We start from the raw sequence: 26733 nt of genomic DNA, 5'->3' as shown, positions 1-26733 counted from the left end.
AGGACCTTATGCGCAAACTGCGGCCTCCTCCCCAAAGTCTCCTGGACAAGTACCGGGGCTCGGATTTCCATCCCCTGTACACCACCAGCGTGACGGTGCGCGGCGGAGAGGCCGCGCACGGCCGCGCCTCGGGCATCGCCATTTCGGATGATGGCGAACTGCTGGTGGAACTGCGCTTGCCCGCCGAAATGGGCGGCACGGGCGGGGGCACCAATCCCGAGCAGTTGTTCGCCGCCGGCTACGCGGCGTGCTTTCACGGCGCGCTGAGCATGCTGGCCGAGCGGGCGGGCCTGGCCATTCCGGATGCTTCCGTGACGGCCACCGTTTCGTTCGGCCGCGATCCCGTCGATGGGCTGTATACGCTGACCGCGAACATCAACATCCATCTGCCCGGCGTGGCCCGCGCCGTCGCCGAGGAACTGGTGCGCAACACGGAACGGCTGTGCCCGTACTCCAAGATGGCCCAGGACGGAATCGAAAGCATCGTTGCCTTGACGCAATAGCGTCTTACGCCTGTTTCGGCAGCAGGCTTTCCAATATCTGCAGGTCCCGCGCACGGATGCCTTCGGTCATGTAGTCAATGAAGACGCGCATGCGCGCTGGCAAGTGTTCGCGGCTGAGGAAGCACAGGTAATGCCCGCGGTCGTCCGGGGCGTATTGCGGCAAGCAGGCGACCAGAGTGCCCGCCCGCAAGTGGTCGCAGACCTGGTAGCCCGCCATTTGCGCAATGCCATGGCCGTCCAGCACCGATTGCAGCACCAGATCGGCATCGTTGAAAGTCAGCATGGCGGACGGCGCCACCTTGCGCAGCTGGCCGCCCACCTTGAATTCCCATTCGTAGACTCGCCCCGACGCGAACAGGAAGTTCACGCATTGATGGCCGGGAATTTCTTCGACACTGCCCGGCAGGCCATGCCTGGCCGCATAGTCGGGCGACGCGCACAGCATCATCTGCATGGGAATCACCTTCTTGGCGATCACGCGGCTGTCTTCCATGCGGCCGTTGCGAAACGACACATCGACGCGATCCGTGGTGAAGTCGGTGGGCCCGTCGTCAAGCAACAACTCAACCGAAATGTTTGGATTGGCCTGGCGGAACCCGTGCAGCAGCGGCGCGACGACTTTGCGGCCGAAACCCACCGTGGAACACACGCGCAGTTGCCCCGATGGCGGCCCCTCGCGCAGGTCCCGCATGTCGTCCAGGGCCCGGATGATCCGATCCACGCCCGGGTGGCACTCTTCATAGAAGCGTTGGCCCTCGGCGGTCAACGAGGTGCTGCGCGTAGTACGTACGAACAACCGGATGCCCAGTTGGTCTTCCAGCTTCTGCACACTGCGGCTGACGGCCGACCGGCCGATGCCCAGCCGGTCACCGGCCTTGGCGAAGTTGCCTTCCACCGCGACGGCGATGAACGCCATGACGCCGGCATAGCTGGTGGCGAAACTGTCGGCCAGGGAGTCCGGGCCAGTGGCCGGGGGAGCAGCCGGGGAAGCGGAGGGAGATGTCGGCATGATGGCGGCGTCGCAAGTAGGTTGATCCTACCGTTAAGACGGCGCAGCAGGTCATTTCGTGACATCGCCCGAAAAAAAGTTTTGTCCCCCGGGGACGAGACCCCGCATTCCACGCAATGGTTCGTCCCTTATTTCACAGGGGTCAACACGGGCGCCCCCTGCTTCTTGATCAGGACGACCAGGAACTTGGCGGGCTGCGTCTGACTGGCGTTGCGACCCACGGTGTGGACGTCGTGGGGGCCTTCGTAGAAGGTCTGCCCGGGGGTCAGCGTCACTTCCTTGCCGCCCTTGACCTGCATGACGATGCTGCCTTCAAGCACATAGACGAAGCTGTAGGCGTCATGTCGGTGGACAGGATCGGCCGCGCCGGGCGGGTAGTCGACGACGATCATCAGCGCGTCCTTGCCAGGGATGTCCGGGAGGTCCTTGCTCATCAGCTCCGTGACGATGGCGTCGGCCGGCGCCGCACCGGAGGCGGCGTGGGCAAACGGGCTCAACAGCGCGCCCGCGGCGATAAGCGGCAACGCGAACTTCGTGATCTTTGACATGGCCAATCCTTGGCAGCGTGAAGGAAAGCCCATCGTAGGAGCACCAGCGTTGCTGCGGTAGGTCCGCGCAGGGGATCACCATGTTGCCCCGCAGGCACCAACGCCCGCGCAGGACGTCGGTATCAGTCTTGCGCCAGCGCGGCCGAAATACGCGCAAGCTTGTCCGGATTGCGCTGCACCAGGACCCGCGTCAGACGCTGACCATCCGTTTCGTAGGCCTGCACCGATTCAAGGTGGCCATCGATGAAGCGCAACAGGGTCCATTGGCCGTTCACCTGAACGACTTCAGTGCTTAGGCCATCGCGGTAGCGGCGTTTGCCGGCATAGAACAGCTGTGCCAGGCGTTTGCCGCCCACCAGGCTGGCAAAGCTCGACACCTTGCCGCCGCCGTCGCCGATAAGCTCGGCGTCGTCGCTCAGCAGCGCATGCAGGCCGTGGAAATCGCTGCGCTGCATCGCGTCGGCAAAAGCAAGCAACAGGCGTTGCAACGTCGCACGCGGCACGGTCTGGCGGGGAGTGCCCTGGCTCAACTGCTGCTTGGCGCGGCGCACAAGCTGACGGACCGCGGCCTGCTTCTTATCCAGCGTCTGCGCGATGTCTTCATAGTCGGCGTCAAAGACCTCCCGCATCAGGAAAGCCGCACGGGCGTCCGGCGACAAGCGCTCCAGCATGTACAGAAAAGCCACCGACACGTCGTCGGCTTGCTCATGGATCTGTTCCGGCGTGGCTGGCGCGGCCATCAGCATCGGCTCGGGCAGCCAGACCCCCACGTAATTCTCGCGTTCGGCCTTGGCCGCGCGCAGGCGGTCGATGGACAAGCGGGTGGTGGCGGTGACCAGCCAGGCTTCGGCGTTCTGCACCGCGGCGCGGTCTGTGCCGTCCCAGCGCAGCCATGCTTCCTGCACGACGTCTTCCGCCTCGGCCACCGCCCCCAGCATGCGGTAGGCGATCGCGTACAGGCGAGGACGGTGACGCTCGAAGAGGAGCACGGAGTCGGTCATAGGGAGGGGATCAACGCCAAGCAAGGCGACGCGGGAGGAAAAGTATTTTGCCGCAGCCGCCCTGCGGCGACAAGCACGATGCGCCGGCGCCGCGCAATCGGATCCTGCCGCACGGGACCCCGTGGACTACAGCACGATCACGTTGACGGATAGCCCCGGCAGGTCGGCGCTGCCGTGCATCTGCTTCAAGTCCCGCTCGACCATCGTGCTCAGCCGGCTGATGGGCACATCGTTGGCACTGCCCTCGAAAGGGTTCTCCGTGCTTTCGCCCACCTGCTCAAGCGAGGTGTAGATCCACGAGATAATCACGCTGAAAGGCACCGCCAGCCATACCATCTGGGCATGCATGAATCCGCCGACGCTTTGCCCGATCTGATCGAACTGGGCCGCCAGGCCGAACGGCAACGCCACGCAGAACGAACGCACGAACAAGGTATTGATGATGGCGTACTGGCGCGGGTATGGGAAATTCTTGATGCGCTCGGCCTGCCCCTGTAGATCCAGCAGTTCCCTGATGCGGCTGTTGAGTTCGGCATACTCCGATGCGGTGATGGCGCCCTCGTCCAGCAGGCCTCTGACCGCGCGGCCCTGCATGGCAAGCAGCTGCGCCGCCTTGCCGTCGGCCGGCATCAACGCCGCGATCTCCGGTGTCGGCAGATACCGCGACAGTGCGGACTCCAGCGATTCGACACGTTCCGGGATCACGTACCGTCTCTGGTATTCCGCGTTGGGCCGGCTACCCGCGCTTTCCCAGACGCGGGCCTCGCGCAATTGATAGCGCAGCGCCGTCAACCAGGCCAGATGCCGGTTCACCAGGCCCGCGATCCGGCCCGGATCGCTCACGTAGGTATGGCTGATCACCCCCCAGTAGCGGCTGGCACTGACGATGCTCATCCAGATCTTCTGCGCTTCGACCGTGCGCGCGTAGGTCTGCACATTCTTGAAGCCGACCACGAAGGTGGTGGCCGTACCCAGCAGCGACACCACCGACAGCGGCAGCGTCAACCATTTCAGGCCGGCGACCTGATACAGCAGCACGGGCGCGAGGCTTAGCGCCAACAGGCCATAGAGGCTCCTGCGCGTCCAGATCACGAATTCGCTCAAGCGATAGGATTTTCCCAGATGCATGGTGTCGGCCTTGCGCCATCTGGCGCCCAATCAATGCGCGGTGAGCCGCGCCTTCGAACGTCGCGCGTCTTGCGACCCTCGGGATAAATGCTAGAGGGATCGCTTGCGGGGCGGTAGGGCCGCGACACGACGCATGGTGTTGCCTGGACGACACCAATCCGCTGCTGCATTCCCAATGCCCGTGCCTGTGCCCATTCTCGCAAGCCCGCACGCGGCGCACCACTGCGCCGCGCGGCGAATTGGTGCGCGCCGCACAACAGCGTGCTTCCCGGCGAGGACCTACCGCGCACCTGGGGCGCAGACCTACGATGCCTTCACTTTCCACGCAGCAAGCGCAGCAGCCCCGCAATACCTCCCCACCCCAACCGGAGCACGCCCATGACCCGCAATACCTTCACCACTCAGGACGGCACGCAGATCTACTTCAAGGACTGGGGCGACGGCCCGGTCGTCACCTTCTCGCACGGCTGGCCGCTCAACGCGGATGCCTGGGACGGGCAAATGCACTTCCTGGCGCGCAATGGCTTTCGGGTCATCGCGCACGATCGCCGCGGCCACGGCCGCTCGGCGCAGCCCTCCTCAGGCAACGACATGAATGGCTATGCCGATGACCTGGCGCAGTTGATCGAGACGCTTGATTTGAAAGACATCACGATGGTCGGCCACTCTACCGGCGGCGGCGAAGTGGTGCGCTACATCGGCCGCCACGGTACCCGCCGCGTGGCCCGGGCCGTGCTCATCGGCGCCGTGCCGCCCGTGATGCTCAAGTCTGCCGCCAACCCCGAAGGGCTGCCGCTTGAGGTCTTCGACGGCATCCGCGACGGTGTGGCCGGCGACCGCTCGCAGTTCTACAAGGCGCTGGCCATCCCGTTCTACGGCGCTAACCGCGACGGCGCCACGGTCTCGCAAGGGCTGCTGGACCAGTTCTGGTTGTGGAGCATGCAAAGCGGCCAGAAGAACGCCTACGAATGCGTCAAGGCCTTCTCGGAAACCGACTTCACGGAAGACCTGAAAAAGATCGACGTGCCGACGCTGTTCATGCATGGCGAAGACGATCAGATCGTGCCGGTACACGATTCGGCGAAGAAGGCGGCGCGGCTGGTCAAGCACGCCAAGGAGATCTATTACCCCGGCGCACCGCACGGCCTCACGGCCACGATGCAAGGCCGCGTCAACGCCGACCTGCTCGCCTTTCTTCGCGCCTGATGCCCCTGGCGTCGCACGGCAATTTGCCGCCAGTCGCCTGGCACATCCACGCCGGTTAGTCCGGCCCTCATTCAGGAGATTTCGCTATGCTTTCCACCGACAACACCTTGCACCCCGACAGCCTCAAGCCCATCGACCTCGTTCCGTCCCGGTACGCGGTGCAGGTGGGCGAGATCGACGCGCTGGTGGTCAGCGACGGCGTGCTGCCGTTGCCCACCTCGACGATGGCCACCAATGCCGACCCCGCTGACCTGGCGGATTGGCTGAGCCACATGTTCATGCCGCCGGATGCCTTCGACTGGCCGCTTAACGTGATGGTGGCCCGCAGCGCGGGCCAGACGATCCTTATCGATGCGGGGCTGGGCGGGCAGTTCCCGGGCTTTCCGCGTGCCGGCCAATTCCCGCAGCGCCTGGAATCCGCCGGCATCGCCCTGGAGTCCGTCACGGACGTGATCATCACCCATATGCACATGGATCACGTAGGCGGCTTGCTCGTCGCCGGCGTGAAGGAACGCTTACGTCCGGACGTGCGCATCCATGTGTCGGCAACCGAAGTCGCATTCTGGACGTCGCCCGATTTCACGCACACCGTCATGCCCAAGCCGGTGCCCGACGTGCTCCGTTCAACCGCTACGGCCTTCTACAACGAATATCGCGACCGGCTTGTGATCTTCGAAGACACGCATGAAGTCGCGCCGGGCGTGATCGTGCGCCTAACCGGCGGCCATACCCCGGGGCACAGCGTGGTCGACCTGGTGTCAGGCGGCGAGCGCCTGACCTTTGCCGGTGACGCCATGTTCCCGGTGGGATTTGACCATCCCGACTGGCATAACGGCTTCGAGCATGATCCCGAAGAATCGGCCCGCGTCCGCATCGGCCTCTTTCAAGAGTTGGCCGAGAACGGCGGGCTGCTGGTGGCGGCCCATTTGCCGTTCCCGTCGGTCGGCCGGGTCGCCGTCAACGGCGACGCCTTTCGCTGGGTCCCGGTCATCTGGGATTACTGACCGGGCGCCCCCGTTCAGCGGCAGCGCTCTGTCGGCAAGCCGTAGCCAATGGTGATGGCGTTGACCGGCACGTCCTTGAAGGCGGCCTCGGCAACGTCGTCGAAGCGGGTCTCGCAGTTGAACTTCGTGTTGATCACGTAGTCATTGCCCGCGGCCTTTTTCATGTGCGCTTCCCATTGGTCGGCGGCATCCGCCGCCTTGCCGCCGGCCAACACCATTTCCATCAGGACCTCCAGACCGCCCGCCGCGCGCGGTGCGACCCACAGCGCATAGGCCGACGGATCCACGGCATTGCCGCATTCCGTCAAGCAGCTTGCCGTGTAGCGCTGGCCCCGGCCGAACGCGCCGGGCGTGATGGGCTGGCCGGCCTTGGGCGCATATTCGCCGATGAAGCTTTGCAGGTCGGCTTCGCAGCCATTGGCCAATTCCATACGCAGCGCCGACACCTTGCCCCCGCCGATCGTGGCGGTGATCGGGCAGTTCTGGACGAGGAACAAGTGGTCGTTTCCGTTGGACTCACGCGGAATGCCGGCAACCGATTCGAAATAGCGCTGATTGGTGCCCAGCATGTTGGCGTTGAAGACTTCCTTCACCGTCGCGGCCTGCGAAGCGCCTGCGCCGACCATCAGGATACCCAGGGTCAAAGCCTTGAATTTCATACGGAATGACATTCCATCGTTAGTGGGTCGTGCGAAAAGGGAGGATGGCTACAAGCAGCCTGACGCGGATTGTAATCCGACACCATTAATCGGAAGCGACTGTGCATGCCGCTGGCAAGCAGCGCTTCCGGCGCGGTAGATGCCCTCAAATATAAGAAATAGTTATTTAATTGACCTTATTACCCGCCGTTGGTACATATAGACGCGCAACTGCACTTGGTTCCTGACTATTCTCACTGGAGGATTTTTATGAGCAAGCGAATTGTTGTCGTAGGCGGTGGGGTTGGCGGCACCATGCTGGCCAACCAGCTGGTCTCCAAGCTATATCCCGAGGTGTCGCGAGGCGAGGTCAGCGTCACGTTGTTGTCGGATTCTCCTGACCATTACTACAAGCCCGCCTTCATGTATGTGGCCTTCAATCTTTTCTTCCAGGAAGAGTTGAAGCGCCCGGAACGTTCTCTGCTGCGCCCCGAGATCCATTTCCACGTCGATAAAGTCACGCGATTTGAATTCAACAGCCAGGAATTGCTGACGCAGCAGGGCAAGCGCTACGGCTATGACTACCTGGTCATCGCCACGGGCTGCATCCCCGCGCCCGAACGCATAGAAGGCCTGAAAGAAGCCGGCGATCATTTCTATCAGTACGCGCCGGCGCGCCAATTGGCCAGCCGGCTGGCCAAGATCGACAAAGGCCGCATCTTCGTCAGCGTCACCTTCCCGAAGACGCCGAACGTGCCCCACCAATGCGGCATCGCGCCCATTGAAACCACCCTGATGCTGGACGACTATTTGCGCCGTCGCGGCGTGCGCGACAAAGTCGAAATCGTCTACACCTACCCCACCACGTCGCAACTCTTGCGCAACTGCCTGTTCCTGCAACAGCCCACTTGCGAGGTGCTGCCCGCCATCTTCGAGCAGCGCGGCATCAAGTTCCAGCGCGGCTTCACGCTGGCGCGCGTGGACCCGGAGGCGCGCGTCGCGTATTCCGCGGAAGGCGGCGAGCAACCGTTCGACATTCTGATGGCGACGCCGCCGATACGCGCCGTCGATGCCGTGCTGGAGTCAGGCGTATCCCAGGCGGAGGACAACGAGGGCTGGCTGCCGACCGATCACGAAACCATGCAGGTCTACGGGTTGCGCAATGTCTACGTCATCGGCGATACGGTGGACCTGCCAGTCAGCAAAGCGGGCGGCTCGTGCCACAACCAGGCGCCCGTCATCGCCAACAACATCGCGGGCGAAATCCGGCTGGGCCACCCTTGCAGCGTCTACGAAGGCCGGGTGCAGGCCGTTGCCCAGATGGGGCTGAATGCGGGCATGCCCTTGTGGTACGACTACACCCATGACGTGCAGCCCACGCCTCCGACCAAACTGGGCGGGCTGCTTCGGCACGGATTCAACCGGGGGCTGTACTGGGCGGTCGCAAGGGGAATGCTATGAACATGAATACCCATGATGAAACGCTGCAGGCGCTGGCCGGCAAGCTGCGTCCGCTTGTCGACAGCCAACGGCTGGACAACATCGTCGACCTGATCTCGCTGACTTCCGACCTGGTGGATCTGCTGGACCAGCCCATGGTGGAGAAGCTTGGGCTGCTGTCCGAACAAGCGGCGGGCGCCGCATGGACGGCCGCCAACAGCGTGCGCGCCGCCCATGCGCAAACGCTGACGGAAGCACATCCGCCCAGCCTGCTGGGGCTGCTGGCGCTGTTGCGTGACGAGGACACGCGGCGCGGGGTGGCGCTGGTGCTGCGCTCGCTGCAAAGTGTGGGGCGGCAGATCGGTGCGCAGCGGGCCGATTACACCGTCCCCTGAGCGGGCGCGCCACGGTTCAAAGGCCGGGCGTCGCCGATTGGGAAGCGGCGACGGGCCGCGGCCTGGAACTACCCCTTTACTTGTGAATAATCGTGATAATCTGACTCGCGGTTTTTTTCTCGATGCATTCGCGGTTGGCACGTTCAAGTGACTTATCAATATTCGTTGTTAAGGAACCCGTATGGCGCTCAAGGCAATTTGCTCGACATTGGCAGTGGCTTTCCTCATCGCGGGTTGCGGCACGCCGCCTTCTCAGAAATCCTCCCGGTACGACCAGCTTTCGCAAATTCCCCTGCAAGAGGGGTACCTTTCCAAAGCGGATTCCGCAACCCTCAAAGACGAATTGCTCTTTCAACGAGCCGTCCAGAGCTACTTGTGGGCGCAACCGGCGCTGAACATCTTCGCCATGAAGGAAGGATCCGAACGGCTGTTCGGCAAGGGCTACAACGTCCTTCCGGTGTGGAAAGAACGGCTCAACGCCAACACGCTGGTCACGACGCCGAACTCGGACGTCATCTACGCGATGGGCTACCTGGACTTGAAGCAGGATGGGCCCATGGTCCTGGACGTGCCGCCCGGTCTTCAGGGCATTCTTGACGACTTCTTCCAGCGCCCCATTTGCAACCCGACGCCCGTCGCGGAAAAAACCTGGTACCCGGAGCCGTACGCCAAGGATGTCTGGTGCGGCGACGTGGGCCTGCCCGGCCCCGACAAGGGCAAGGGTGCAAAGTACCTGGTCATTCCGCCCGATTACCAAGGCGAGATCCCGAAGGGCTACATCGTCTACAAGTCGCGCACCTACAACGTCTTCGTTTTCTGGCGCGCATTCTTCAAGGACCCCGCCAATCTCGGCGACCCGGTGGACCTGGTCACCCGCACCCGAATCTATCCGCTGGGTAAAGAGGCATCGGCCAAGCCCATGCAGTTTCCGGATGGGTCCAAGGCAACACCCAACATGCTGTACCCCACCGACGGCTCGGCTTTCGACATGTTGTCGCGGTTCATCGACAGCGAATACGTGGACCCCGTCGACGCCGACATGCGCGGCATGCTCGCCAGCATCGGGATCATCAAGGGACAGCCGTTCAATCCCGACGCTCACACGCGGGAAATCCTGGACAAGGCCGGCAAGACGGCCTACCGGATTGGCCGCGCGATCGCCTACGACCCTCCGCCCATCGTTCCCAACACGCGCTGGTATTCCGACCGGCAATGGGTGAATCCCTTCCCGGTCAATACGGAGTTCACCGGGCCTTCGTTCAAGTACCTGGATCTGCGGACCGGCTTTTTCGCGCTGGCGTATTCCGCCAGTCCGGCGATGGCCGTGAACATGGCGGGCATGGGCGCCAAGTATCCCGTCGCGTTCCGGGATGCCGACGGCGATCCGCTGTCGGGCGGCAAGTCCTACCGGCTTCACTTGCCCAAGGACATTCCGGCGGGCATCTTCTGGTCCGTCACCGTGTACCGGCCGGAAACCGCAGCGGGCCTGGCCAATGGGCAGCCGTTCCCTTCCATCAATACGATGGACCGGCCCGACGTCAATCCTGACGGTTCGACCGATATCTATTTCGGCCCCACTGAACCGGCGGGACATGGCAAGAACTGGTTGAAAACCGTTCCCGGCTCGGGCTTCTTCGTGATCCTGCGCCTGTATGGACCGAAGCAGCCGTTCTTCGACCAAAGCTGGAAACCCGGTGATGTGGAGAAGCTGAAGTAGCAAACGGAAGGCGCGCAGGCCTGGCCTGCGCGCCTTCTGGCCCGATCTCTGCGGCCCCCCGCCTGCGCCACGCGACGTTTTGGCGGCCGCATACGCACTCAATCTGGGATGAAACAATGAAACGCACCTTCCTGGCCGCCTTGAGCCTGAGCTTTGCCGCGGGTCTGCCCGCCCACGCCGCGGATACCGCCGCGCCGCCCTCCTACCCTTTCAACAAAGGTTTCCCGACCGAAAAGGCCAGCCAGCGCGCGCGCGACGACGCCGCCTTGCAGCGCGCGATCGTGGCGTACCGCTTCTGGTATCCCACCGTGTCCGTGGAAGGCATTTTCAACGGCAACCGAGCCGTCGGCATCGAAGACGGCAAGCAATGGGGCATTGCCGCAACAGGCCCCCGCCAGGTGGGGTTCACGCTCAATTCCGATACGCCGTACGGTTCAGGCGTGCTGGATTTGAAAGACGGCCCCATGGTGATCGAATTGCCCCCGGGACCGTTCATCGGCCTGGTGGACGACCACAACCAGGGCTGGGTGCTGGACATGGGCCTGCCCGGTCCCGATGCGGGCAAAGGCGGCAAGCATCTGGTGCTGCCGCCCGGATACACCGGCAAGATCCCCGAGGGTTATTACGTCGGGCACTCGAAGTCCTTCAAGAACCTGGTCGCCGTCCGAGCCTTGCCGGCCGAAGGCGACTTGCAAAAGGCGCTGGACGGCCTGCGCAACATCAAGATCTACCCGCTGGCCAGCGCCGATAACCCACAACCCCTGACTGCCGTCGACACGTCCAAAAAGGCGATGGACAGCACGTCGTTGCGCTGGGAAGACAACTTCCAATTCTGGGAGCGGCTCAACGGCATCATCCAGGCCGAAGCGCGCGTTCCCGAGTTTCTGCCCATGTACGGACTGCTGGCGGAACTTGGCATCGAAAAGGGCAAGCCTTTCCAACCCGATGCGCGCACCAAAGGCATCCTGACGCGTGCCGCACGCGAGGGTCGGGACCAGATGCTGGTGGGTGCCTTCGCCAGCACCCGCCCTGATCGCAAGAACTGGCCGGATCGGCAATGGGAGTGGGCGGGCCTGGTGCCGACCAACGCGCAATTTGAAACGCCGGCAGGCATCGACCTGGAAGCGCGCGACCGCTGGTTCGCCCAAGCCATCGTGGCGTCGCCCGCCATGTTCCGGCGCGATGCCGGCGCGGGCTCGCTGTACTGGCTGGGCGCGCGCGACAGCAAGGGCGCCTATCTGGACGGCAGCAAGCAGTACAAGCTGACGATTCCGCAACCCGTCCCGGGCAAGCTGTTCTGGTCGGTCACGGTGTATGACGCCGCGACGCGTTCGCAAGTCCAGACGGACCAGGACATGGCAGCCCTGCGCTCGCTGTTCGAACTGAAGGACGTGGACAAGACCAAGCCCGTCGAGCTGTACTTCGGGCCCAAGGCGCCCAAAGGCGGCGAGAACCGCTGGATCAAGACGCCGTCGGGCAAGGGGTGGTTTGCCTACATCCGCATTTACGGTCCTGAAACTGCCGCCTTCGACAAGAGCTGGAAGCCGGGCGACATCGAACTGGTGAAGTAAGCCTGCAGGCGCCGGCTGCACGGCACAAAAAAAGCCCGGCTTGCGCCGGGCTTTTGCTTGCGGGTTACTGCAAGGTTCGGGTGAAGACGAATTCGCCGTCCTGCCAGTCCACCGGCACCACGTCGCGCGGGCCGAACTTGCCTTCCAGAATCAGGCGGGCCACCGGGTTCTCGATCTGCTGCTGGATCGCACGCTTCAAGGGGCGTGCGCCGAACACCGGATCGAAGCCGGAGCGGGCTAGTTCCGCCAAGGCGGATTCGGTGACTTCCAGCCGCATTTCCTGCTTCTCCAGCCGTGCGCCAAGGCGACGCAGCTGGATGCGGGCGATGGACTCGATGTGCTGCGCTTCCAGACCATGGAACACGACCACTTCGTCGATGCGGTTCAGGAACTCAGGCCGCAGGGTCTGCTTGAGCTCGCCCCACACCACTTCCTTGACCACGTCGTACGGCTGGCCGGCCAGGCTCTGGATGTGATGCGAACCCAGGTTGGACGTCATCACGATCACCGTGTTGCGGAAGTCCACCGTACGGCCCTGGCCATCGGTCAGACGGCCGTCGTCCAGCACCTGCAGCAGCACGTTGAAGACATCCGGATGCGCCTTTTCCACTTCGTCCAGCAAGATCACGCTGTACGGCTTGCGGCGCACGGCCTCGGTCAGGTAGCCACCCTCTTCGTAGCCCACATATCCGGGCGGCGCGCCGATCAGCCGCGCCACCGAATGCTTCTCCATGAATTCGCTCATGTCGATGCGGATCAGGTGCTCTTCGGAGTCGAACATGAATTCGGCCAAGGCACGCGTCAACTCGGTCTTGCCCACGCCGGTCGGGCCCAGGAACAGGAACGAACCGTAAGGCCGCGCCGGGTCCGCCAGGCCCGCACGTGAACGCCGGATGGCGTCGGAGACCAGGCGCACGGCCTCGTCCTGACCCACCACGCGCTTGTGCAGGAACTCCTCCATGTGCAAGAGCTTCTCGCGTTCGCCCTGCATCATCTTGGACACGGGGATGCCCGTGGCACGCGACACGACTTCGGCGATTTCCTCGGCGCCGACACGAGTGCGCAACAGACGCGGGCGGGATTCGTCGCCCTCGGCATTTTCAGCAGCCTGCGCAGCCCCCACCTCGGCGGCCTTCAGGCGCGATTCCAGGTCGGGCAGCTTGCCGTATTGCAGCTCGGCCAATTTGTCGAACTGGCCCTTGCGTTGCAATTCGGCCATTTCCGCGCGCACGCTGTCGATCTCTTCTTTGATAGCCTGCGTGCCTTGCACCGCCGCCTTCTCGGCCTTCCAGATTTCCTCGAAGTCGTTGTATTCGCGTTGCAGCTTTTCAAGTTCGTCTTCAATGACGCCCAGGCGGCGCTTGGATGCGTCGTCGGTTTCCTTCTTGACGGCTTCGCGCTCGATCTTCAACTGGATGATGCGGCGATCCAGCTTGTCCATCACCTCCGGCTTGGAGTCGATTTCCATGCGGATGCGCGCACCGGCTTCGTCGATCAGGTCGATGGCCTTGTCGGGCAGGAAGCGGTCGGTGATGTAGCGGTGCGACAGTTCCGCCGCGGCCACGATGGCCGGGTCGGTGATCTCGACGCCGTGGTGGATCTCATAGCGTTCCTGCAAGCCGCGCAGGATGGCGATGGTGGATTCCACATCGGGCTCGTCGACCAGCACCTTCTGGAAGCGCCGCTCCAGCGCCGCGTCCTTTTCGATGTACTTGCGGTATTCATCCAGCGTGGTCGCGCCGATGCAATGCAGTTCGCCGCGCGCAAGCGCCGGCTTGAGCATGTTGCCCGCGTCCATCGCGCCTTCGGCCTTGCCCGCGCCGACCATGGTGTGCAGCTCGTCGATGAAGACGATGTTGCTGCCATCGTCCTGGCCCAGCTCTTTCAGCACGGCCTTCAGGCGTTCTTCGAATTCGCCGCGGAACTTGGCGCCGGCCAGCAGCGCGGCCAGGTCGAGCGACAGCACGCGCTTGCCGCGCAGGCTCTCGGGCACTTCGTCGTTGACGATGCGCTGCGCCAGGCCTTCGACGATGGCGGTCTTGCCCACGCCGGGTTCGCCGATCAGGACCGGGTTGTTCTTGGTGCGGCGCTGCAGGATCTGGATGGTGCGGCGGATTTCGTCGTCGCGGCCGATCACCGGATCGAGCTTGCCCTGGCGGGCGCGCTCGGTCAGGTCCAAGGTGTACTTGGACAGGGCTTCGCGGTTGGATTCACCTTCCGCGCCCGAGACGTTTTCACCGCCGCGCACGGCGTCCACCGCGGCTTCGAGGGCTTTTTTCTGCAGGCCCGCTTCACGCAGGATGCGGCCGGCCTCGCCCTTGTCGTCGGCCAGCGCCAGCAGGAACAGTTCGCTGGCGATGTAGGTGTCGCCGCGGCGGGCGGCTTCCTTGTCGGTACGGGTCAGCACCGCGTTGAGATCGCGGCCGACCTGCACGTTGTCGTCGCCCTGCACCTGCGGCAGCGCCTTCATCGCGCTTTCCAGCGCGGGTTGCAGGCGGTTGACCGCCACACCGGCGCGCGCCAGCAGGCTGCCTGCGCCGCTGTCCGGATCGGACAGCAAGGCGGACAACACGTGGACGGGCTCGATGTAGGGATGATCGTTACGGGCGGCCAGACTTTGGGCGTCGGCCAAGGCTTGCTGGAACTTGGTAGTCAGTTTGTCGAATCGCATAATGGTCGTTTGGCTTGTTGGGGAGCCTGACCGATACGTGCCGGCTGGCTCGATATCCTGAATATGCGGACAGATGAGAGAATTTCAACACCATCCGGCCACTTGTTTTGCTACGACGTGCAGCAACAATCCGACCTATGAGCATATACGTTTTTGTCTACGGCACCCTACGCGCCGGCGAAATCAATGATCTTGCGCAAGCGGTCGCCAAACGGGGCCTGCCCGCCGCCCGGCTGGTGGGTGCGGCGTCCGTGCCCGGCATGCTGGTCGACTTCGGCAACTGGCCTGGTCTGATCCCCGTAGCAGATGGCCGCCGCGTGCGCGGCGAGGTCTACCTGGTGGAGCCCGCCCTGATCGCGCTGATGGACGAAATCGAGGAATACGTGCCCGGGCAGCCCTGCTGTTTTGTGCGCCGCGAAATCATCGCGCGCCTGGAATCGGCGGAACGGGGCAACACCGAAATCCGCTGCCAGTATTACCCCATCGACCCGGCGTTGCGGGGCGCCGCGACCGATATCGCCGGCGAGGACTGGATCGCGCACCGGCACGGCCGGACGACCGGCGGCACCTCGTAAGACGGCCGTAGTAACAACAGACTACAATAGCTGTTGTCTTCACGCTTTACACCCGTTTCGCCCTCCCCGGCGCGCAACGGGCACTATAGAGGTCATCGTATGCAAAAACGGGTTCCCGTTGCCCCTGATGGCGCCCACTGTTCCACCTGCATGTTGGGACACGTGTGCGTGCCCGTGGGAATGGCCGCCGCCGAAGTGGAAAAACTGGATGAGCTGGTGAAAGAGCGTGTGCGCCTGGAAAAGGGCAAGACGCTGTATTCGCTGGATCACCCGCTTGATGCCGTCTACAGCGTGCGCTTTGGCAGCATCAAGACCCAGTTGGAAGACGCGACCGGCCAGATCCAGGTCACCGGCTTTCACCTGCCCGGCGAGATCGTCGGCATGGACGGCATGCTGGAAGGCAAGCACGTGTCGGCCGCCGTCGCGCTGGAAGATTCCGAAGTCTGCGTCATCCGCTTGAGCGACGTGGACCGCGTGGCCGCGCACCTGCCGTCGCTGCAGCAGCAGTTCCGGCGCCTGATGAGCCGCGAAATCACGCGTTCGCACCAGATGCTGGCGTCGCTGGGCGCCATGCGTTCCGAACAGCGCCTGGCGGCCTTCCTGCTGAACCTGTCGCAGCGTTATGCCTCGCTGGGTTATTCGTCGACGGAATTCGTGCTGCGCATGAGCCGCGAAGAAATCGGCAACTATCTTGGCCTGACGCTGGAAACCGTCAGCCGGCTGTTCTCGCGTTTCGCGCGCGAAGGCCTGATCAAGATCAACCAGCGCGAAGTCCGCATCCTGGATCTGCCTGCGCTCAAGCAGTTGCTGGGCCTAGAGACCTGCTGACGCCAGGCCGCGCCATGCGCCGCGCCCCCGCCCCTTCCGCGTCCCGACCCCAGCCGCACGCGCCCGCGCGCCGGCGATTCGGGCGCCGACTGGGCGTCGCGCTGGCCCTGGCCGCGACGCTTGTCCCCTGGGCCCTGCGCGCGCAGACGCCGCTGCCGGACCCCTACGATTACGACGAAACCGTTCCGGCGCCCAAGCGCGCCACGCCGTTGCGTTGGCAGACGGTGGAACTGGGCAAGCCAGGGCATCGGTACAAGATGCCGTTCTATGCTAACCGCGACCTGGCCCGCGACGACCTGCGCGATATCAAGCAGGTCCTGATCGTCATCCACGGCGTGAAGCGCGACGCCGACCGTTACTACGACACTGCCGCCGGCCTGCTGGCCCGCAACCCCGACCGGGCGCGCGACACGCTGGTCCTGGCGCCGCGCTTTCCCGGGTCCATCGATTCGGGTTTTGGCGGCATGGCCGCATGGCGCAAGGCCAGTTGGGAAGACGGCGAAGAGAGCATCCAGGCCGCCGGGCGGCCGCCCCCCGTAACCTCGTTCCAGGTGCTGGACGACCTGCTGCGCAGCCTGGACGACCGCAAGCGCCTGCCCACCCTGGCCAACATCGTGCTGGCCGGGCACTCCGCTGGCGCGCAGCTGGTGCAGCGCTACGCCGTGCTGAACAACACCGACGGCCCGCTGCGCCGCGACGGGCTGGCGCTGCGCTACGTGATCGCAAACCCCTCGTCCTACCTGTACCTGACCAACGAGCGCCCGCGCGCAGACGGCAAAGGCTATGCGCCGTACGAACGCGGCATCTGCCCCACCTACAACCAGTACAAGTACGGCACGGACAAGCTGCCGCCGTACGCGCGCGAAACCGACGACACACGGCTGTTCGTCCGTTATGCCGCCCGCGACGTGATCTATCTGCTGGGCGGGGCCGACAACAACCCCGAGCACCGCCTGCTGGACAAGACCTGCGGCGCCGAGGCGCAGGGCGCCACGCGCCTGGCCCGCGGCACCGCTTACGTGCAGTACGAATACCTGCTGGCCGCTCGCGGCGCGAAGCCGGTGCCGCTGCACCGCACCACCTTCGAGGTCGGCGGCGTGGGGCACGACAACAAGGGCATGTTCGGCTCCGTCTGCGGCGCGCAGGCCTTGTTGGGCAGTGGCGCCCAGGCCGGCGACCGGGCCGCGGCCTGCGACATCATCAAGCCGCGCGGCAAGTAACGCCGCAGCCGCTTGCAGGGCGCTGGCGCATCGCCAACCCTGACAAAAACCTGAATGAAAACTGTTCGCCATTACGTGCATTTCAGCGTGGGCAGGCGCAAGATACCGCGATGCATGTTCCATTTCGCGGCTGGCCTTGCGATCTTGACGGGCGAGGACAAGGCGCGGTCGCGTGTCCGGCGACTCCCGACAAGCTCACCCTGAGAACAGCTATGACGCAAACGTATCTCGCCATGCCCGACGCCAAACGCCGCATCAAGGCCATCTTCGTCGGCTCCATGGGCAACCTGGTCGAGTGGTACGACTTCTACGCCTATACCGCCTTCGCCCTGTATTTCGCCCCCGCCTTCTTCCCCTCGCATGACCCCGTCGTCCAGCAATTGAATGCCGCCACGTTGTTCGCGGCCGGCTTCATCGTGCGCCCGCTGGGCGGCTGGCTGTTCGGGCACATCGCCGACCGGCACGGGCGGCGGATATCGCTGATGGTGTCGGTGGTGATGATGTGCGTGGGTTCGCTGATCATCGCCGTCACGCCCACGTACGCGACCATCGGCCTGGCGGCGCCCGCGCTGTTGGCGCTGGCCCGCGTGATCGAAGGCCTGAGCCTGGGCGGCGAGTATGGCGCCAGCGCCACCTACCTGACCGAGATATCCGACCCGGAACACCGCGGCTTCTATTCCAGCTTCCAGTACGTCACCCTGATCGGCGGCCAGCTCTGCGCGATCCTGGTGCTGCTGCTGCTGCAGAACGTATTCCTGACGCATGAGCAGTTGGTGGAATGGGGCTGGCGCATCCCCTTCGTGATCGGCGCCCTGCTGGCCATCGTGACTGCGTTGATGCGCCGCGACATGCCCGAGACCGACTCGTACAAGGAAGCGCAGAAGACCAAGCCGAAGACCAGCTCGCTGCGCGGCCTGATGAAGTATCCGCGCGAGGTGGCGATCGTGGTGGGGCTGACTGCCGGCGGCACTGCGGCGTTCTACACCTTCACCACCTACATGCAGACCTTCGTGCGGCAGACCTCGGGCTTTACCGACATCACCACGACCTACATCATCGCGGCCTCGTTGATCTTCGCGCTGATCCTGCAACCGCTGTATGGCGCGCTGTCGGACAAGATCGGGCGCAAGCCGCTCCTGATCTTCTTCGGCGTGGCGGGGGCCGCACTGACGGTGCCCATCCTGATGACCTTGTCGAACACCCGCTCGCCCTTCATCGCCTTCCTCTTGATCTGCGGCGCGTGGGTGTTCACGGCCGGGTATACGTCGATCAACGCCGTGGTGAAGGCCGAACTGTTCCCCACCAACATCCGCGCCACCGGCGTCGCCGTGCCCTATGCGGTCACGGTGTCGATCTTCGGCGGCACGGCGCCCGCCATCGCCCTGTTCTTCAAGCAGCAAGGGCACGAAGCGTGGTTCTACTACTACCTGGCCGGCGTGATCTTCCTGTCGCTGCTGGTGTACGCGACGATGCGCGACACGAAGCACCAGTCGGCCATGCACCGGCACGACTAACCTAGGGAAATTCCCGACGCTGCCGGCTTGACGCCGGCAGTTTTTCGGGCGGATACTTAACCTTATGGTTAACTTAAACAACGACACGCTGGACAGCATCTTTTCCGCCCTGGCCGATGGCACCCGCCGGCAGGTGCTGGCCGACCTGGAACGGGGCACGGCATCGGTCAGCGAACTGGCCCGGCCCCATGCCATGTCGCTACCTGCCTTCATGAAGCATCTGCGGGTGCTGGAAGACGCCGGGCTGATCGCCCGCGCCAAGGACGGACGCGTGGTCAGTTGCACGCTGTCGCCCGAGCCCATGCGCGCGGCGTCCGACTGGCTGGCCCGCTACGAGAAGTTCTGGAACGGCCAACTGGATTCGCTGGCCCGGTACCTGTACCACGACGAGGAGATCCACCCATGGCAACCCAAACCCGCTCCGACAACGCCCCCCTCGAGCTCCGGCTCACGCGGCGCTTCGCCGCCCCCGTCGACCGAGTCTGGCGCGCCTGGACGGACCCGCAAGCGCTGATGCGCTGGTTCGGCCCGGCCGGCACGCGCGAAGTGCTGGTGGCCGACACCGACGTACGCGTGGGCGGGGCCTACCTGGTGGGCTTCGTCACCGAGGACGGACAGTCGCATTACGCCAGCGGCGAGTACCACGAGGTGCAGCCGCAGCGCCGGCTGGTCTTTACCTGGGCCTGGCGCGACACCCCCGAAGAAACGTCACTGATCACGCTTGAATTTGCTCCCGCGCAGGGCGGCACTGAACTGGCCTTCCTGCAAACCCCGTTTGTCGATCAGGCAACCCGCGACGGCCACGAACACGGCTGGGCAGGTGCGATGGACCGGCTGGCGGACCATCTGGCAAGCGCGGCCTGAATAGCCGTTTGCCTTGCCCAGGCCCGAGTGGCCTGCCACGCAAAGGAGTCGTACGATGCAGACCCCCCATCCTGTCGTATCCCGTCCCCAATGGGACGCCGCCCGCGAGGCCCTGCTTGTCCGCGAAAAAGGCGATGACGCGCGCCCAGGACGCCCTGGCCCGCGACCGGCTTGACCTGCCCTGGGTGCGGGTGGACAAGCCTTACCAATTCCAGAGCGCAGGCGGGCCGCGGGGCTTGGCCGACCTGTTCGACGGCAAGCGCCAACTGATCCTCTACCATTTCATGTACGGCCCGGATTGGGAAGAAGGCTGCGTCGGCTGCTCGTTCCTGGCAGACCATCTGGACAGCGCCCTGATGCACCTGCGCCATCACGACGTATCGGTGGTGGCGGTGTCGCGCGCGCCGCTGTCCAAGCTGGACGCCTTCAAACAGCGCATGGGCTGGCGCTTCGATTGGTTCTCGTCCGAGGGATGCGACTTCAACTTCGACTTCCACGCCTCGGTGCCGCAGGCCGATGGCAGCGTGGAAGAACGCTCGGGCGCCAGCGCCTTTTACTCGGACCCGGACGGCGAGATCTTCCACACCTACTCGGCGTTCGAACGCGGCGTGGAGCGCTTGGCCGGCGCCTACAACTATCTGGATTTCGCGCCCTTGGGCCGCAATGAAACCGGCCCCCACTTCAACCTGGGCGACTGGGTCCGTCACCATGACCGGTACGACGACGCCCCGAAGGCGTGCCACGCTTGCGCCTGACGGCGTACGCACCATGGCAGCGCTATGGCTGGCCTGCCTGGTAGCCATGGCGCTGGGCCTGTGGGTCGACACGCGCCAGACGCCTGCGGCGCTGCTGGCCAGCGAGTGCGGCGCACCGGGAGGGCTCCTGGACATGGCGTGGCGGCACGCCAGCCTGATGCCGGCCAGCAGCGCTGCGATGGCGCTGGCGGCTCTCGCGCCATGGCCGGTGGGGCGCACCCGCGCGCCGCCGCTGGGCCAACGCCTGCTCTGCGCGCTTTCCATGGCGATAGGGATGGTGCTGGGAGCGCGGCTGGGCGTCGCGGCGGCGCTTATGCTGAACGCGGCGCCCTTTGCCGGCATGGCACTGGGCATGGCGGCCGGCATGGCCGTGGGCCTGGCCCCGGTGCTGGCGATTAGCGTCGGGCGCCGGTAAGCGGCCGCGCCACCGCCGGCGCGGCTTCGATGGGCGCAGCAAGCGGCGCCTGGATCTCTAGCGGCGACGTGGCGTGCGCAACGCAAGGCAGGATCCAGCCTTCTTCTTTCTCGTCGCGCGACAGGCCGGGCCATTCAATGCGATAGGCCACCGAGCCCTCCAGCATCAGGCACATGCAGGCCCGGCAGGTGCCATTGCGGCACGAACTGGGCAGCTTGATGCCTGCGGCCTGCGCGGCCAGCAGGACGGACGTGCCCGCGTCGGCCTCGAACCGCAGGCCGGCGGGTTGGACCAGGACCGGGAACGCGGGCATGTCAGCCGGCGTTGTCCTGCCAGTCCAGCTGCCAGGCGCCGGACAGCACGTTCTGCATCCACAGCACGCAGGTCAGCGTCTTGGCGTCGGTGACTTCGCCCTTGCTGCACGCCGCCAGCAATTCGGCGGGGTCCGCGCTGATCACGTCCAGGAATTCGTCCTGATCCAGTTGCCGCGGACCGGCACGCAAACCGCGCGCGAAGAAAATGTGGATGATCTCGGTGGAATAGGCGATGGCCAGGTGCAAGGCGCCGGCGTGCGCCCATTGATCGGCGGTGTAGCCGGTTTCTTCCAGCAGTTCGCGTTTGCCGCAAACCAGCGGATCTTCGCCCGGGTCCAGCTTGCCGGCGGGAAACTCGGTCATGACGCGGCCGATCGGGTAGCGGAACTGGCGCTCCAGCAGAACGCGGCCGTCATCCAGCAAGGGGATCACCACGACCGCGCCGGGATGCACAACGTATTCGCGCGTAGCCGTATTGCCGTTGGGCAGGCTGACGGTGTCCCGCCGTATTTTCAGGAAGCTGCCTTCATAAGGTGCTTCGCTGGTCACCAGTGTTTCGACAAGATGGGTATCGGTTGGACGGGTCATGAGGGCGCGTGGGGATCTCTGGGTCTCTTCGAACAGTCAGGCGCGAAAGCGCCTTCGGCAAGCAGTGCAGCTTACCATCGCCGCCCGCGCGACCCGCCATTGCCCGCCCTGCCCGGGCCTACTTGGCGACCCGGATGACGACCTTGCCAAAATGGCCGCCGGATGCCAGGTGTTCAAAAGCGGCGGGGACTTCATCGAAACTGAATACCCGGTCGATGACGGGCACGATGCCCGCCACTTCCACGAAGCGCGCCACGTCCTCCAGCATCCTGCGGCTGCCGACAAAAATGCCTTGCAAGCGTTTGCTGCCGGCAATCAACGCCAAGGGCGCCACCGGCACGGCCGCGAACCCGCTGACGCCGCCGATCACCGCGATGGTCCCGCCCATGCGCGCCGCCGCCACGGAGCGCGCGAGCGTACCTTCACCACCCACTTCCAGCACGACGTGCGCGCCCTCGCCAGCGGTCAGGCGCAAGGCTTCGTCCTGCCATTCAGGCGTATCGCGATAGTTGATGAGGCCATCGGCGCCCATGGCCCGGGCCCGTTCCAGCTTGCCCGCGCTGGAAGACGTGATGATGGCGCGCAGGCCCGCCGCCTTCGCCAGTTGCAGGCCCCAGACCGACACGCCGCCCGTTCCCAGGAACAACGCCGTCTGCCCTGCTTTGGCGCCGCCCGCGACAAACAGCGCGTTCCAGGCGGTGACCGCCGCGCAAGGCAGGGTCGAGGCCTGCTCGTCGGTCAACGAGGGCGGCGTGGCCGCCAACGCGGACTCGGCGAAGACGCGTTCAGTGGACAGCACGCCGTCCGTCGCAGCGCCCGGGGCGATGCGCGTCGTGGCCGGCGTGACGTCGCCATCGATCCAATCGGGGAAAAACGAGCCCATCACGCGGTCGCCCGGCGCGAAGCGCGTCACGGCCTTGCCGACCTCAATCACTTCGCCCGCGGCGTCCGAGGCCGGAATGACCGGGCCGGAGGCGCCCTGCAGATAGTCGCCGCGCACCACCATCAGGTCGCGAAAGTTCAGTGATACCGCATTGATGCGCACACGCACATCGTGCGGCCCCAGCGCCTGGGGTTCGCGCGTAATACGCGTGAGGGACGCGATGTCTTTGCCGCTGATGACGGTATAGGCCTGCATGGTGGACTCCTGTTCGGTTTCAAGACTGGCCGCGTCGGCTGCCGATGACAGCGCGGCCGGGTACCGATAAGATATGCGGAATTCAGTTCAACAATGTCAACCTATATTATTTTCAATGGTTCCTATTAAGAACCAATACAGACAGGAAGGGCAGCATGGCCACGACGGGCAACCATGACAGGCTGAGCGGCATCGAAGTCTTCGTGCAGGCTGTGGAGGCCGGCAGCTTCGCGCTGGCGGCCGATCGCCTGAACCTCACGCGGTCCGCAGTGGGCAAATCGGTCGCGCGGTTGGAGGCGCGCCTGGGCGTCCGGCTGTTCCATCGCACGACCCGCCAGCAAAGCCTGACCGACGACGGCCAGGCCTACTACGACCGCTGCATCCGCGCCCTGGCCGAACTGCAGCTTGGCGAAGCCGAACTCGACAGCGGCCGCCGCGAACCCCAAGGACGCTTGCGGGTCAGCGCGCCGCTCGTGTTCGGCCGGCACTGCGTCGCCCCGGTCCTGCGAGAGCTGGCCATGCGCCACCCGCAACTCCAGCTGGACATCTCATTCAATGACCGCGTGGTCGACCTGATCGAGGAAGGCTACGATCTGGGCATCCGCGTGGGCGCCTTGCCCGACAGCGCCAGCCTGGCGGCGCGCAGGCTGGGGATGCAGACCATGGGCATCGGCGCGTCTCCCGCCTACATCCGGGCGCATGGGCGCCCGACGACCATCGACGAGCTGAAGCAGCACGCCGGCATCATCTACTCGCATGGCGGGGCGGAGCGCGGGTGGGAGGTGAAGGATGCGGAAGGCCAGGTCATCCCGTTGCGGGTGCAGCCGCGGCTGCGGCTGGACGACCTGCAAGCCATTGCGGACGCCGCGATCGCGGGCGCAGGGATCGCCTGGCTACCGTGCTGGATGCTCACCCACTACGTGCGCACGGGCGAATTGGACGTCCTGATGCATGGTGACCGGATGGCGGCGCAGGAAGTGCACGCGGTCTGGCCACAGGCCCGCTACCTGCCGGCCAAGACACGCACCGCCGTTGATGCGCTGGCGGCGCGTGTGCCCGCGATGCTGGCGACTTAAGCGGCGGGTCGTTCCAACGCGATCAGTCGAACTTGCGGCGGGCGTCCAGCGCCAGGCCGGCGCCGATGCTGCCGAACAGGTCGCCTTCCACGCTGCGAGCACCCGGCACCAGCGCCGACACGGTTTCGCGCAGGCGCGGCACGCGGCTGGAACCGCCGGTGAAGAACACCGTATCCACATCGGCCGTGGACACGCCGGCGTCGCGCAGCAGCGCGCCCACCGTGGTCTCGACCTTTTCGATCAGGCGGCCCACGCAGGCATCGAACGACGGACGCGTCACGTCCACGCCCAGTTCCGGCGCGATGCGCGACAGGTCGATGCGGGCCGACGGCGATTCCGACAGCGTGATCTTGGCCTCTTCCACCTGCACCGCCACCCAATGGCCCGCGCGCTGCTTCACCAGGTTCAGCAGCAGGTCGATCTTCTCGCGGTCGCCGGCTTCGGCGCGGATATAGGCGAAATGCTCGGCCGCCTTGCGCGTATAAGCCTGGTTGATGGTGTGCCAGCAGGCCAGATTACCGTACTGCGTGGACGGCACGTCCTTGCCGCTGCGCAGCTGGCTGCCCAAGCCCAGCAAGGGCATGACGTGCGCCAGGCTCAGTTGCTTGTCGAAATCCACCCCGCCGATATGCACGCCGCCATAGGCCAGGATGTCGTCGCGGCGGTCGGCCTTGCCGGCACGGTCCGGCCCCAGGCGGATCAGCGAAAAGTCGGACGTGCCGCCGCCGATGTCGATGACCAGCACCAGCTCTTCGCGGTCGATCTGCGATTCATAGTCGAATGCGGCGGCCAGCGGTTCAAACTGGAATTCGATGTCCGTGAACCCCACGCTGCGCGCGATCTCGCCCAAGGTGTCCTGGGCGGTCTGGTCGGCAGCGGAATTGTCGTCCACGAAGAAGACGGGCCGCCCCAGCACGGCGCGCGTGAAATCGCGCCCCGCAGCGGTTTCGGCGCGCCGCTTCAATTCCGCGATGAATCGGGTCAAGAGGACGCGAAACGGGATCGAACGCCCCTGCACTTCCGTCGAACCGTCGATCAGCGAACTGCCCAAGAGGCTTTTCATCGAGCGCATCAAGCGCCCGTCGTACCCGGCCAGGTAGTCGGAAATGGCGGCGCGGCCATAGCTGACCTCGGCGTCTTCGTCATGGAAAAAGATGGCCGACGGCAAGGTGGTCTTGCCGTCTTCCAGGGCGAGGAGCGCGCGTTGGTCGGGGCGGCTCCAGCCTACGGTGGAGTTGGACGTACCGAAGTCGACGCCGCATGCGGAGGAAATCATGGAGAATTCTGGGGCTTATAGCAAAACGGCGGACAAGTGTACTCGCTTCGCCGCCAGCGGGCAGGCGCCACGCTCGGTGGCCCTTCCCGCCCGCCCCAGGCACCGTCGCGTTCAAGCCGGCACCGCGCGCCGCAAGGCTGTGGCCGTAAACAGCAATGTGACGGCCGCTACCGCCACCCCGCTGGCAAAGCCGCCCCCATAGCCGACCTGGGCGGCCAGGCCCGTCATCATCGACGACGTCAGGATTTCGCCCAGGTCGCGCGCGCTCTGCACCGCCGTCATGTCCGTGCCCGATTGCCGCCCCTGCCGGGCAAAGCGCATCGCCAGCGTCATCAACGCGACCGACGCCGCGCCTGCCCCGAACGACCCCAGGCCTTGCGCCGCGAAGGCCATGCCTGGCCGGACGGACGTCCAGCCTTGGGCCTGCGCCATCCAGGCCAGCGCGGCGGCGCCGGATGCGGCCAGCCCCAGCGCCAGCACCTTGCGCGCACCCAGCTTTCCGATCAGCCAGGCGCCCCCGCCGCACCCCAGCAGCACGGTGACCAAGCCGCCGGCCATGCCGATGCGCCCGACGGCATCAAGCTCCCAGCCGGCGTCCACCAGATACAGCTTGGACAGGCCGTAGCCCGCCACTGCCGTCATCGCCGACAGGAAGGCCGCCACGGCCAGCGCCCACGCGCCACGACGGCGCACGAAGCCCGCGAGCGAGGCGCGCTGGCGCGGCGCAGCCGACTCCCAGCCGTCGAGCGGGGTCTCGCGCCAGGTCGCGGCCATCAGCAGGCTGAACGCCACGACCGCCGTCAACACGGCCAGCGCCCCACCCTGCCCGATGTAGCCCGCCATGATCAGCGCGCCCGGGCCTCCAAAGAAGAAACCCACCATCGTTCCGCCCACCTGCACGGCGTTGGCGCGCGCCAGCGCCTGGCCTTCGAAGCGTTCGGCCGTCAAGCCGTCGGTGGCGATGTCCTGCGTGGCGCTGGCCAAGGACGCCGCGGCCATCAACCCCACGACCCAGGCGGCGCTGGCGGACGAAATACCCAGCAAGGCCACGCCCGCCATGCAGGCCAGTACGATGGACTGCATCGGCACGATCCAGCTGCGGCGGCGGCCCGCGGACGGCCGCCAGCGGTTGTCGACCTGCGGCGCCCACAGGAACTTCAGCACCCACGGCAAGCCCACCAGCGGCAGCCAGGCCAGGGTGCCCAGCCCCGCGCCGTCGCGGCGAAGCAGCGTGGGTAATGCTTCCATCGCTACGCCCAGCGGGATGCCTTGGGAAAAATACAGGGCGGCGATCATGATGAACAAGCGCCCGTTTGCCAATCGATTCACGGTCAAGGTT

26 protein-coding genes and 1 pseudogene are annotated in these 26733 nt (G+C 65.2%); 16 read left to right on the top strand and 11 right to left on the bottom strand.

Annotated features, from left to right (window positions below):
• Positions 1-8 precede the first annotated feature (8 nt).
• Complete coding sequence (locus tag AC3WMU_RS01935; protein ID WP_280028650.1) at positions 9-503, top strand: Ohr family peroxiredoxin; 495 nt, start codon at positions 9-11, stop codon at positions 501-503.
• 4 nt (positions 504-507) lie between these two features.
• Here the strand turns inward: AC3WMU_RS01935 and AC3WMU_RS01930 are convergent, their stop codons facing one another.
• The 4 genes from AC3WMU_RS01930 to AC3WMU_RS01915 all read right to left on the bottom strand — a co-directional run bounded on the left by AC3WMU_RS01930 (position 508) and on the right by AC3WMU_RS01915 (position 4189).
• The gene (locus AC3WMU_RS01930) at positions 508-1512 is read right to left on the bottom strand and encodes a LysR family transcriptional regulator (RefSeq protein WP_492281711.1); all 1005 of its coding nucleotides are present in this window, start codon (positions 1510-1512) and stop codon (positions 508-510) included.
• 128 nt (positions 1513-1640) lie between these two features.
• Positions 1641-2060, bottom strand: a complete 420-nt coding sequence (locus AC3WMU_RS01925) for a cupin domain-containing protein (protein ID WP_424624949.1) — start codon at positions 2058-2060, stop codon at positions 1641-1643.
• A 122-nt stretch (positions 2061-2182) separates the two neighbouring features.
• A complete protein-coding gene (locus tag AC3WMU_RS01920) occupies positions 2183-3061 on the bottom strand; it encodes an RNA polymerase sigma-70 factor (RefSeq protein ID WP_492281710.1) in 879 nt (292 codons plus the stop codon).
• Positions 3062-3187: 126 nt separating this feature from the next.
• Entirely contained in the window at positions 3188-4189 is a 1002-nt protein-coding gene (locus AC3WMU_RS01915) for a bestrophin family protein (RefSeq protein WP_492281709.1), read from the bottom strand.
• A 378-nt stretch (positions 4190-4567) separates the two neighbouring features.
• Here AC3WMU_RS01915 and AC3WMU_RS01910 point away from each other — a divergent pair, with 378 nt between their 5' ends.
• Together AC3WMU_RS01910 and AC3WMU_RS01905 are read left to right on the top strand one after the other, a co-directional pair.
• On the top strand, positions 4568-5395 hold the full coding sequence (locus tag AC3WMU_RS01910; RefSeq protein ID WP_492281708.1) for an alpha/beta fold hydrolase: 828 nt from the start codon (positions 4568-4570) through the stop codon (positions 5393-5395).
• Positions 5396-5481: 86 nt separating this feature from the next.
• A complete protein-coding gene (locus tag AC3WMU_RS01905; RefSeq protein ID WP_454677348.1) occupies positions 5482-6399 on the top strand; it encodes an MBL fold metallo-hydrolase in 918 nt (305 codons plus the stop codon).
• A gap of 14 nt (positions 6400-6413) precedes the next feature.
• Here AC3WMU_RS01905 and AC3WMU_RS01900 read toward each other — a convergent pair whose 3' ends face one another.
• Positions 6414-7058 (bottom strand): hypothetical protein, encoded by a 645-nt coding sequence (locus tag AC3WMU_RS01900; protein ID WP_280028639.1) that lies wholly within the window; start codon positions 7056-7058, stop codon positions 6414-6416.
• A gap of 249 nt (positions 7059-7307) precedes the next feature.
• Between AC3WMU_RS01900 and AC3WMU_RS01895 the strand changes: the two genes are divergently transcribed.
• From AC3WMU_RS01895 to AC3WMU_RS01880, 4 genes are all read left to right on the top strand, one after another.
• Positions 7308-8498 carry an NAD(P)/FAD-dependent oxidoreductase gene (locus tag AC3WMU_RS01895; RefSeq protein ID WP_492281707.1) on the top strand — a complete coding sequence of 397 codons (1191 nt, stop codon included), beginning with the start codon at positions 7308-7310 and terminating at the stop codon, positions 8496-8498.
• A gap of 2 nt (positions 8499-8500) precedes the next feature.
• Entirely contained in the window at positions 8501-8872 is a 372-nt protein-coding gene (locus AC3WMU_RS01890) for a DUF1641 domain-containing protein (protein WP_492281706.1), read from the top strand.
• Positions 8873-9278: 406 nt separating this feature from the next.
• Complete coding sequence (locus AC3WMU_RS01885) at positions 9279-10589, top strand: DUF1254 domain-containing protein (RefSeq protein WP_492281705.1); 1311 nt, start codon at positions 9279-9281, stop codon at positions 10587-10589.
• A gap of 116 nt (positions 10590-10705) precedes the next feature.
• Positions 10706-12160, top strand: coding sequence for a DUF1254 domain-containing protein (locus tag AC3WMU_RS01880; RefSeq protein WP_492281704.1), 1455 nt, complete (start codon positions 10706-10708; stop codon positions 12158-12160).
• Positions 12161-12224: 64 nt separating this feature from the next.
• Here the strand turns inward: AC3WMU_RS01880 and clpB are convergent, their stop codons facing one another.
• Entirely contained in the window at positions 12225-14831 is a 2607-nt protein-coding gene (gene clpB, locus AC3WMU_RS01875) for an ATP-dependent chaperone ClpB (protein ID WP_006225384.1), read from the bottom strand.
• Between the two features lie 137 nt (positions 14832-14968).
• Between clpB and AC3WMU_RS01870 the strand changes: the two genes are divergently transcribed.
• The 8 genes and pseudogenes from AC3WMU_RS01870 (at position 14969) to AC3WMU_RS01835 (ending at position 21002) form a co-directional block, all read left to right on the top strand.
• On the top strand, positions 14969-15406 hold the full coding sequence (locus AC3WMU_RS01870) for a gamma-glutamylcyclotransferase family protein (RefSeq protein ID WP_006225383.1): 438 nt from the start codon (positions 14969-14971) through the stop codon (positions 15404-15406).
• Positions 15407-15505: 99 nt separating this feature from the next.
• Entirely contained in the window at positions 15506-16234 is a 729-nt protein-coding gene (locus AC3WMU_RS01865) for a helix-turn-helix domain-containing protein (RefSeq protein ID WP_006225382.1), read from the top strand.
• Between the two features lie 14 nt (positions 16235-16248).
• A complete protein-coding gene (locus AC3WMU_RS01860) occupies positions 16249-17454 on the top strand; it encodes a hypothetical protein (protein ID WP_454677352.1) in 1206 nt (401 codons plus the stop codon).
• 212 nt (positions 17455-17666) lie between these two features.
• Positions 17667-18968, top strand: coding sequence for an MFS transporter (locus tag AC3WMU_RS01855; protein WP_006225380.1), 1302 nt, complete (start codon positions 17667-17669; stop codon positions 18966-18968).
• A gap of 64 nt (positions 18969-19032) precedes the next feature.
• Positions 19033-19482 carry an ArsR/SmtB family transcription factor gene (locus AC3WMU_RS01850; RefSeq protein ID WP_006225379.1) on the top strand — a complete coding sequence of 150 codons (450 nt, stop codon included), beginning with the start codon at positions 19033-19035 and terminating at the stop codon, positions 19480-19482.
• Positions 19371-19832 (top strand): SRPBCC family protein, encoded by a 462-nt coding sequence (locus tag AC3WMU_RS01845; protein ID WP_081534260.1) that lies wholly within the window; start codon positions 19371-19373, stop codon positions 19830-19832. Before AC3WMU_RS01850 ends, AC3WMU_RS01845 begins: the two co-directional genes overlap by 112 nt.
• Positions 19833-19887: 55 nt before the next feature.
• A pseudogene (locus tag AC3WMU_RS01840) lies at positions 19888-20587 on the top strand (DUF899 domain-containing protein).
• Positions 20588-20600: 13 nt separating this feature from the next.
• Positions 20601-21002, top strand: a complete 402-nt coding sequence (locus tag AC3WMU_RS01835) for a hypothetical protein (RefSeq protein WP_280029526.1) — start codon at positions 20601-20603, stop codon at positions 21000-21002.
• On the opposite strand, the gene AC3WMU_RS01830 is transcribed toward AC3WMU_RS01835, so the two are convergent.
• The 3 genes from AC3WMU_RS01830 to AC3WMU_RS01820 all read right to left on the bottom strand — a co-directional run bounded on the left by AC3WMU_RS01830 (position 20983) and on the right by AC3WMU_RS01820 (position 23042).
• Positions 20983-21315 carry a 2Fe-2S iron-sulfur cluster-binding protein gene (locus tag AC3WMU_RS01830; RefSeq protein WP_006225375.1) on the bottom strand — a complete coding sequence of 111 codons (333 nt, stop codon included), beginning with the start codon at positions 21313-21315 and terminating at the stop codon, positions 20983-20985. The two genes, AC3WMU_RS01835 and AC3WMU_RS01830, sit on opposite strands and share 20 nt — an antisense overlap.
• A gap of 1 nt (position 21316) precedes the next feature.
• Positions 21317-21904, bottom strand: a complete 588-nt coding sequence (locus AC3WMU_RS01825) for an NUDIX domain-containing protein (RefSeq protein WP_006225374.1) — start codon at positions 21902-21904, stop codon at positions 21317-21319.
• Positions 21905-22022: 118 nt separating this feature from the next.
• Positions 22023-23042, bottom strand: coding sequence for a zinc-dependent alcohol dehydrogenase family protein (locus AC3WMU_RS01820; RefSeq protein ID WP_006225373.1), 1020 nt, complete (start codon positions 23040-23042; stop codon positions 22023-22025).
• Between the two features lie 155 nt (positions 23043-23197).
• Between AC3WMU_RS01820 and AC3WMU_RS01815 the strand changes: the two genes are divergently transcribed.
• Entirely contained in the window at positions 23198-24118 is a 921-nt protein-coding gene (locus AC3WMU_RS01815) for a LysR family transcriptional regulator (protein WP_492281703.1), read from the top strand.
• Between the two features lie 22 nt (positions 24119-24140).
• Here the strand turns inward: AC3WMU_RS01815 and AC3WMU_RS01810 are convergent, their stop codons facing one another.
• On the bottom strand, positions 24141-25394 hold the full coding sequence (locus AC3WMU_RS01810; protein ID WP_492281702.1) for an Hsp70 family protein: 1254 nt from the start codon (positions 25392-25394) through the stop codon (positions 24141-24143).
• Positions 25395-25505: 111 nt separating this feature from the next.
• Positions 25506-26690: a RhtX/FptX family siderophore transporter gene (locus AC3WMU_RS01805; protein WP_427958578.1), complete on the bottom strand. Its 1185-nt coding sequence runs from the start codon at positions 26688-26690 to the stop codon at positions 25506-25508.
• Positions 26691-26733: the final 43 nt, after the last annotated feature.

It is taken from the genome of Achromobacter sp. FW305-C-13, assembly GCF_058783475.1.
Note: the sequence above shows the minus strand (reverse complement) of the source record. Positions and strands in the feature narration are given on the sequence as shown.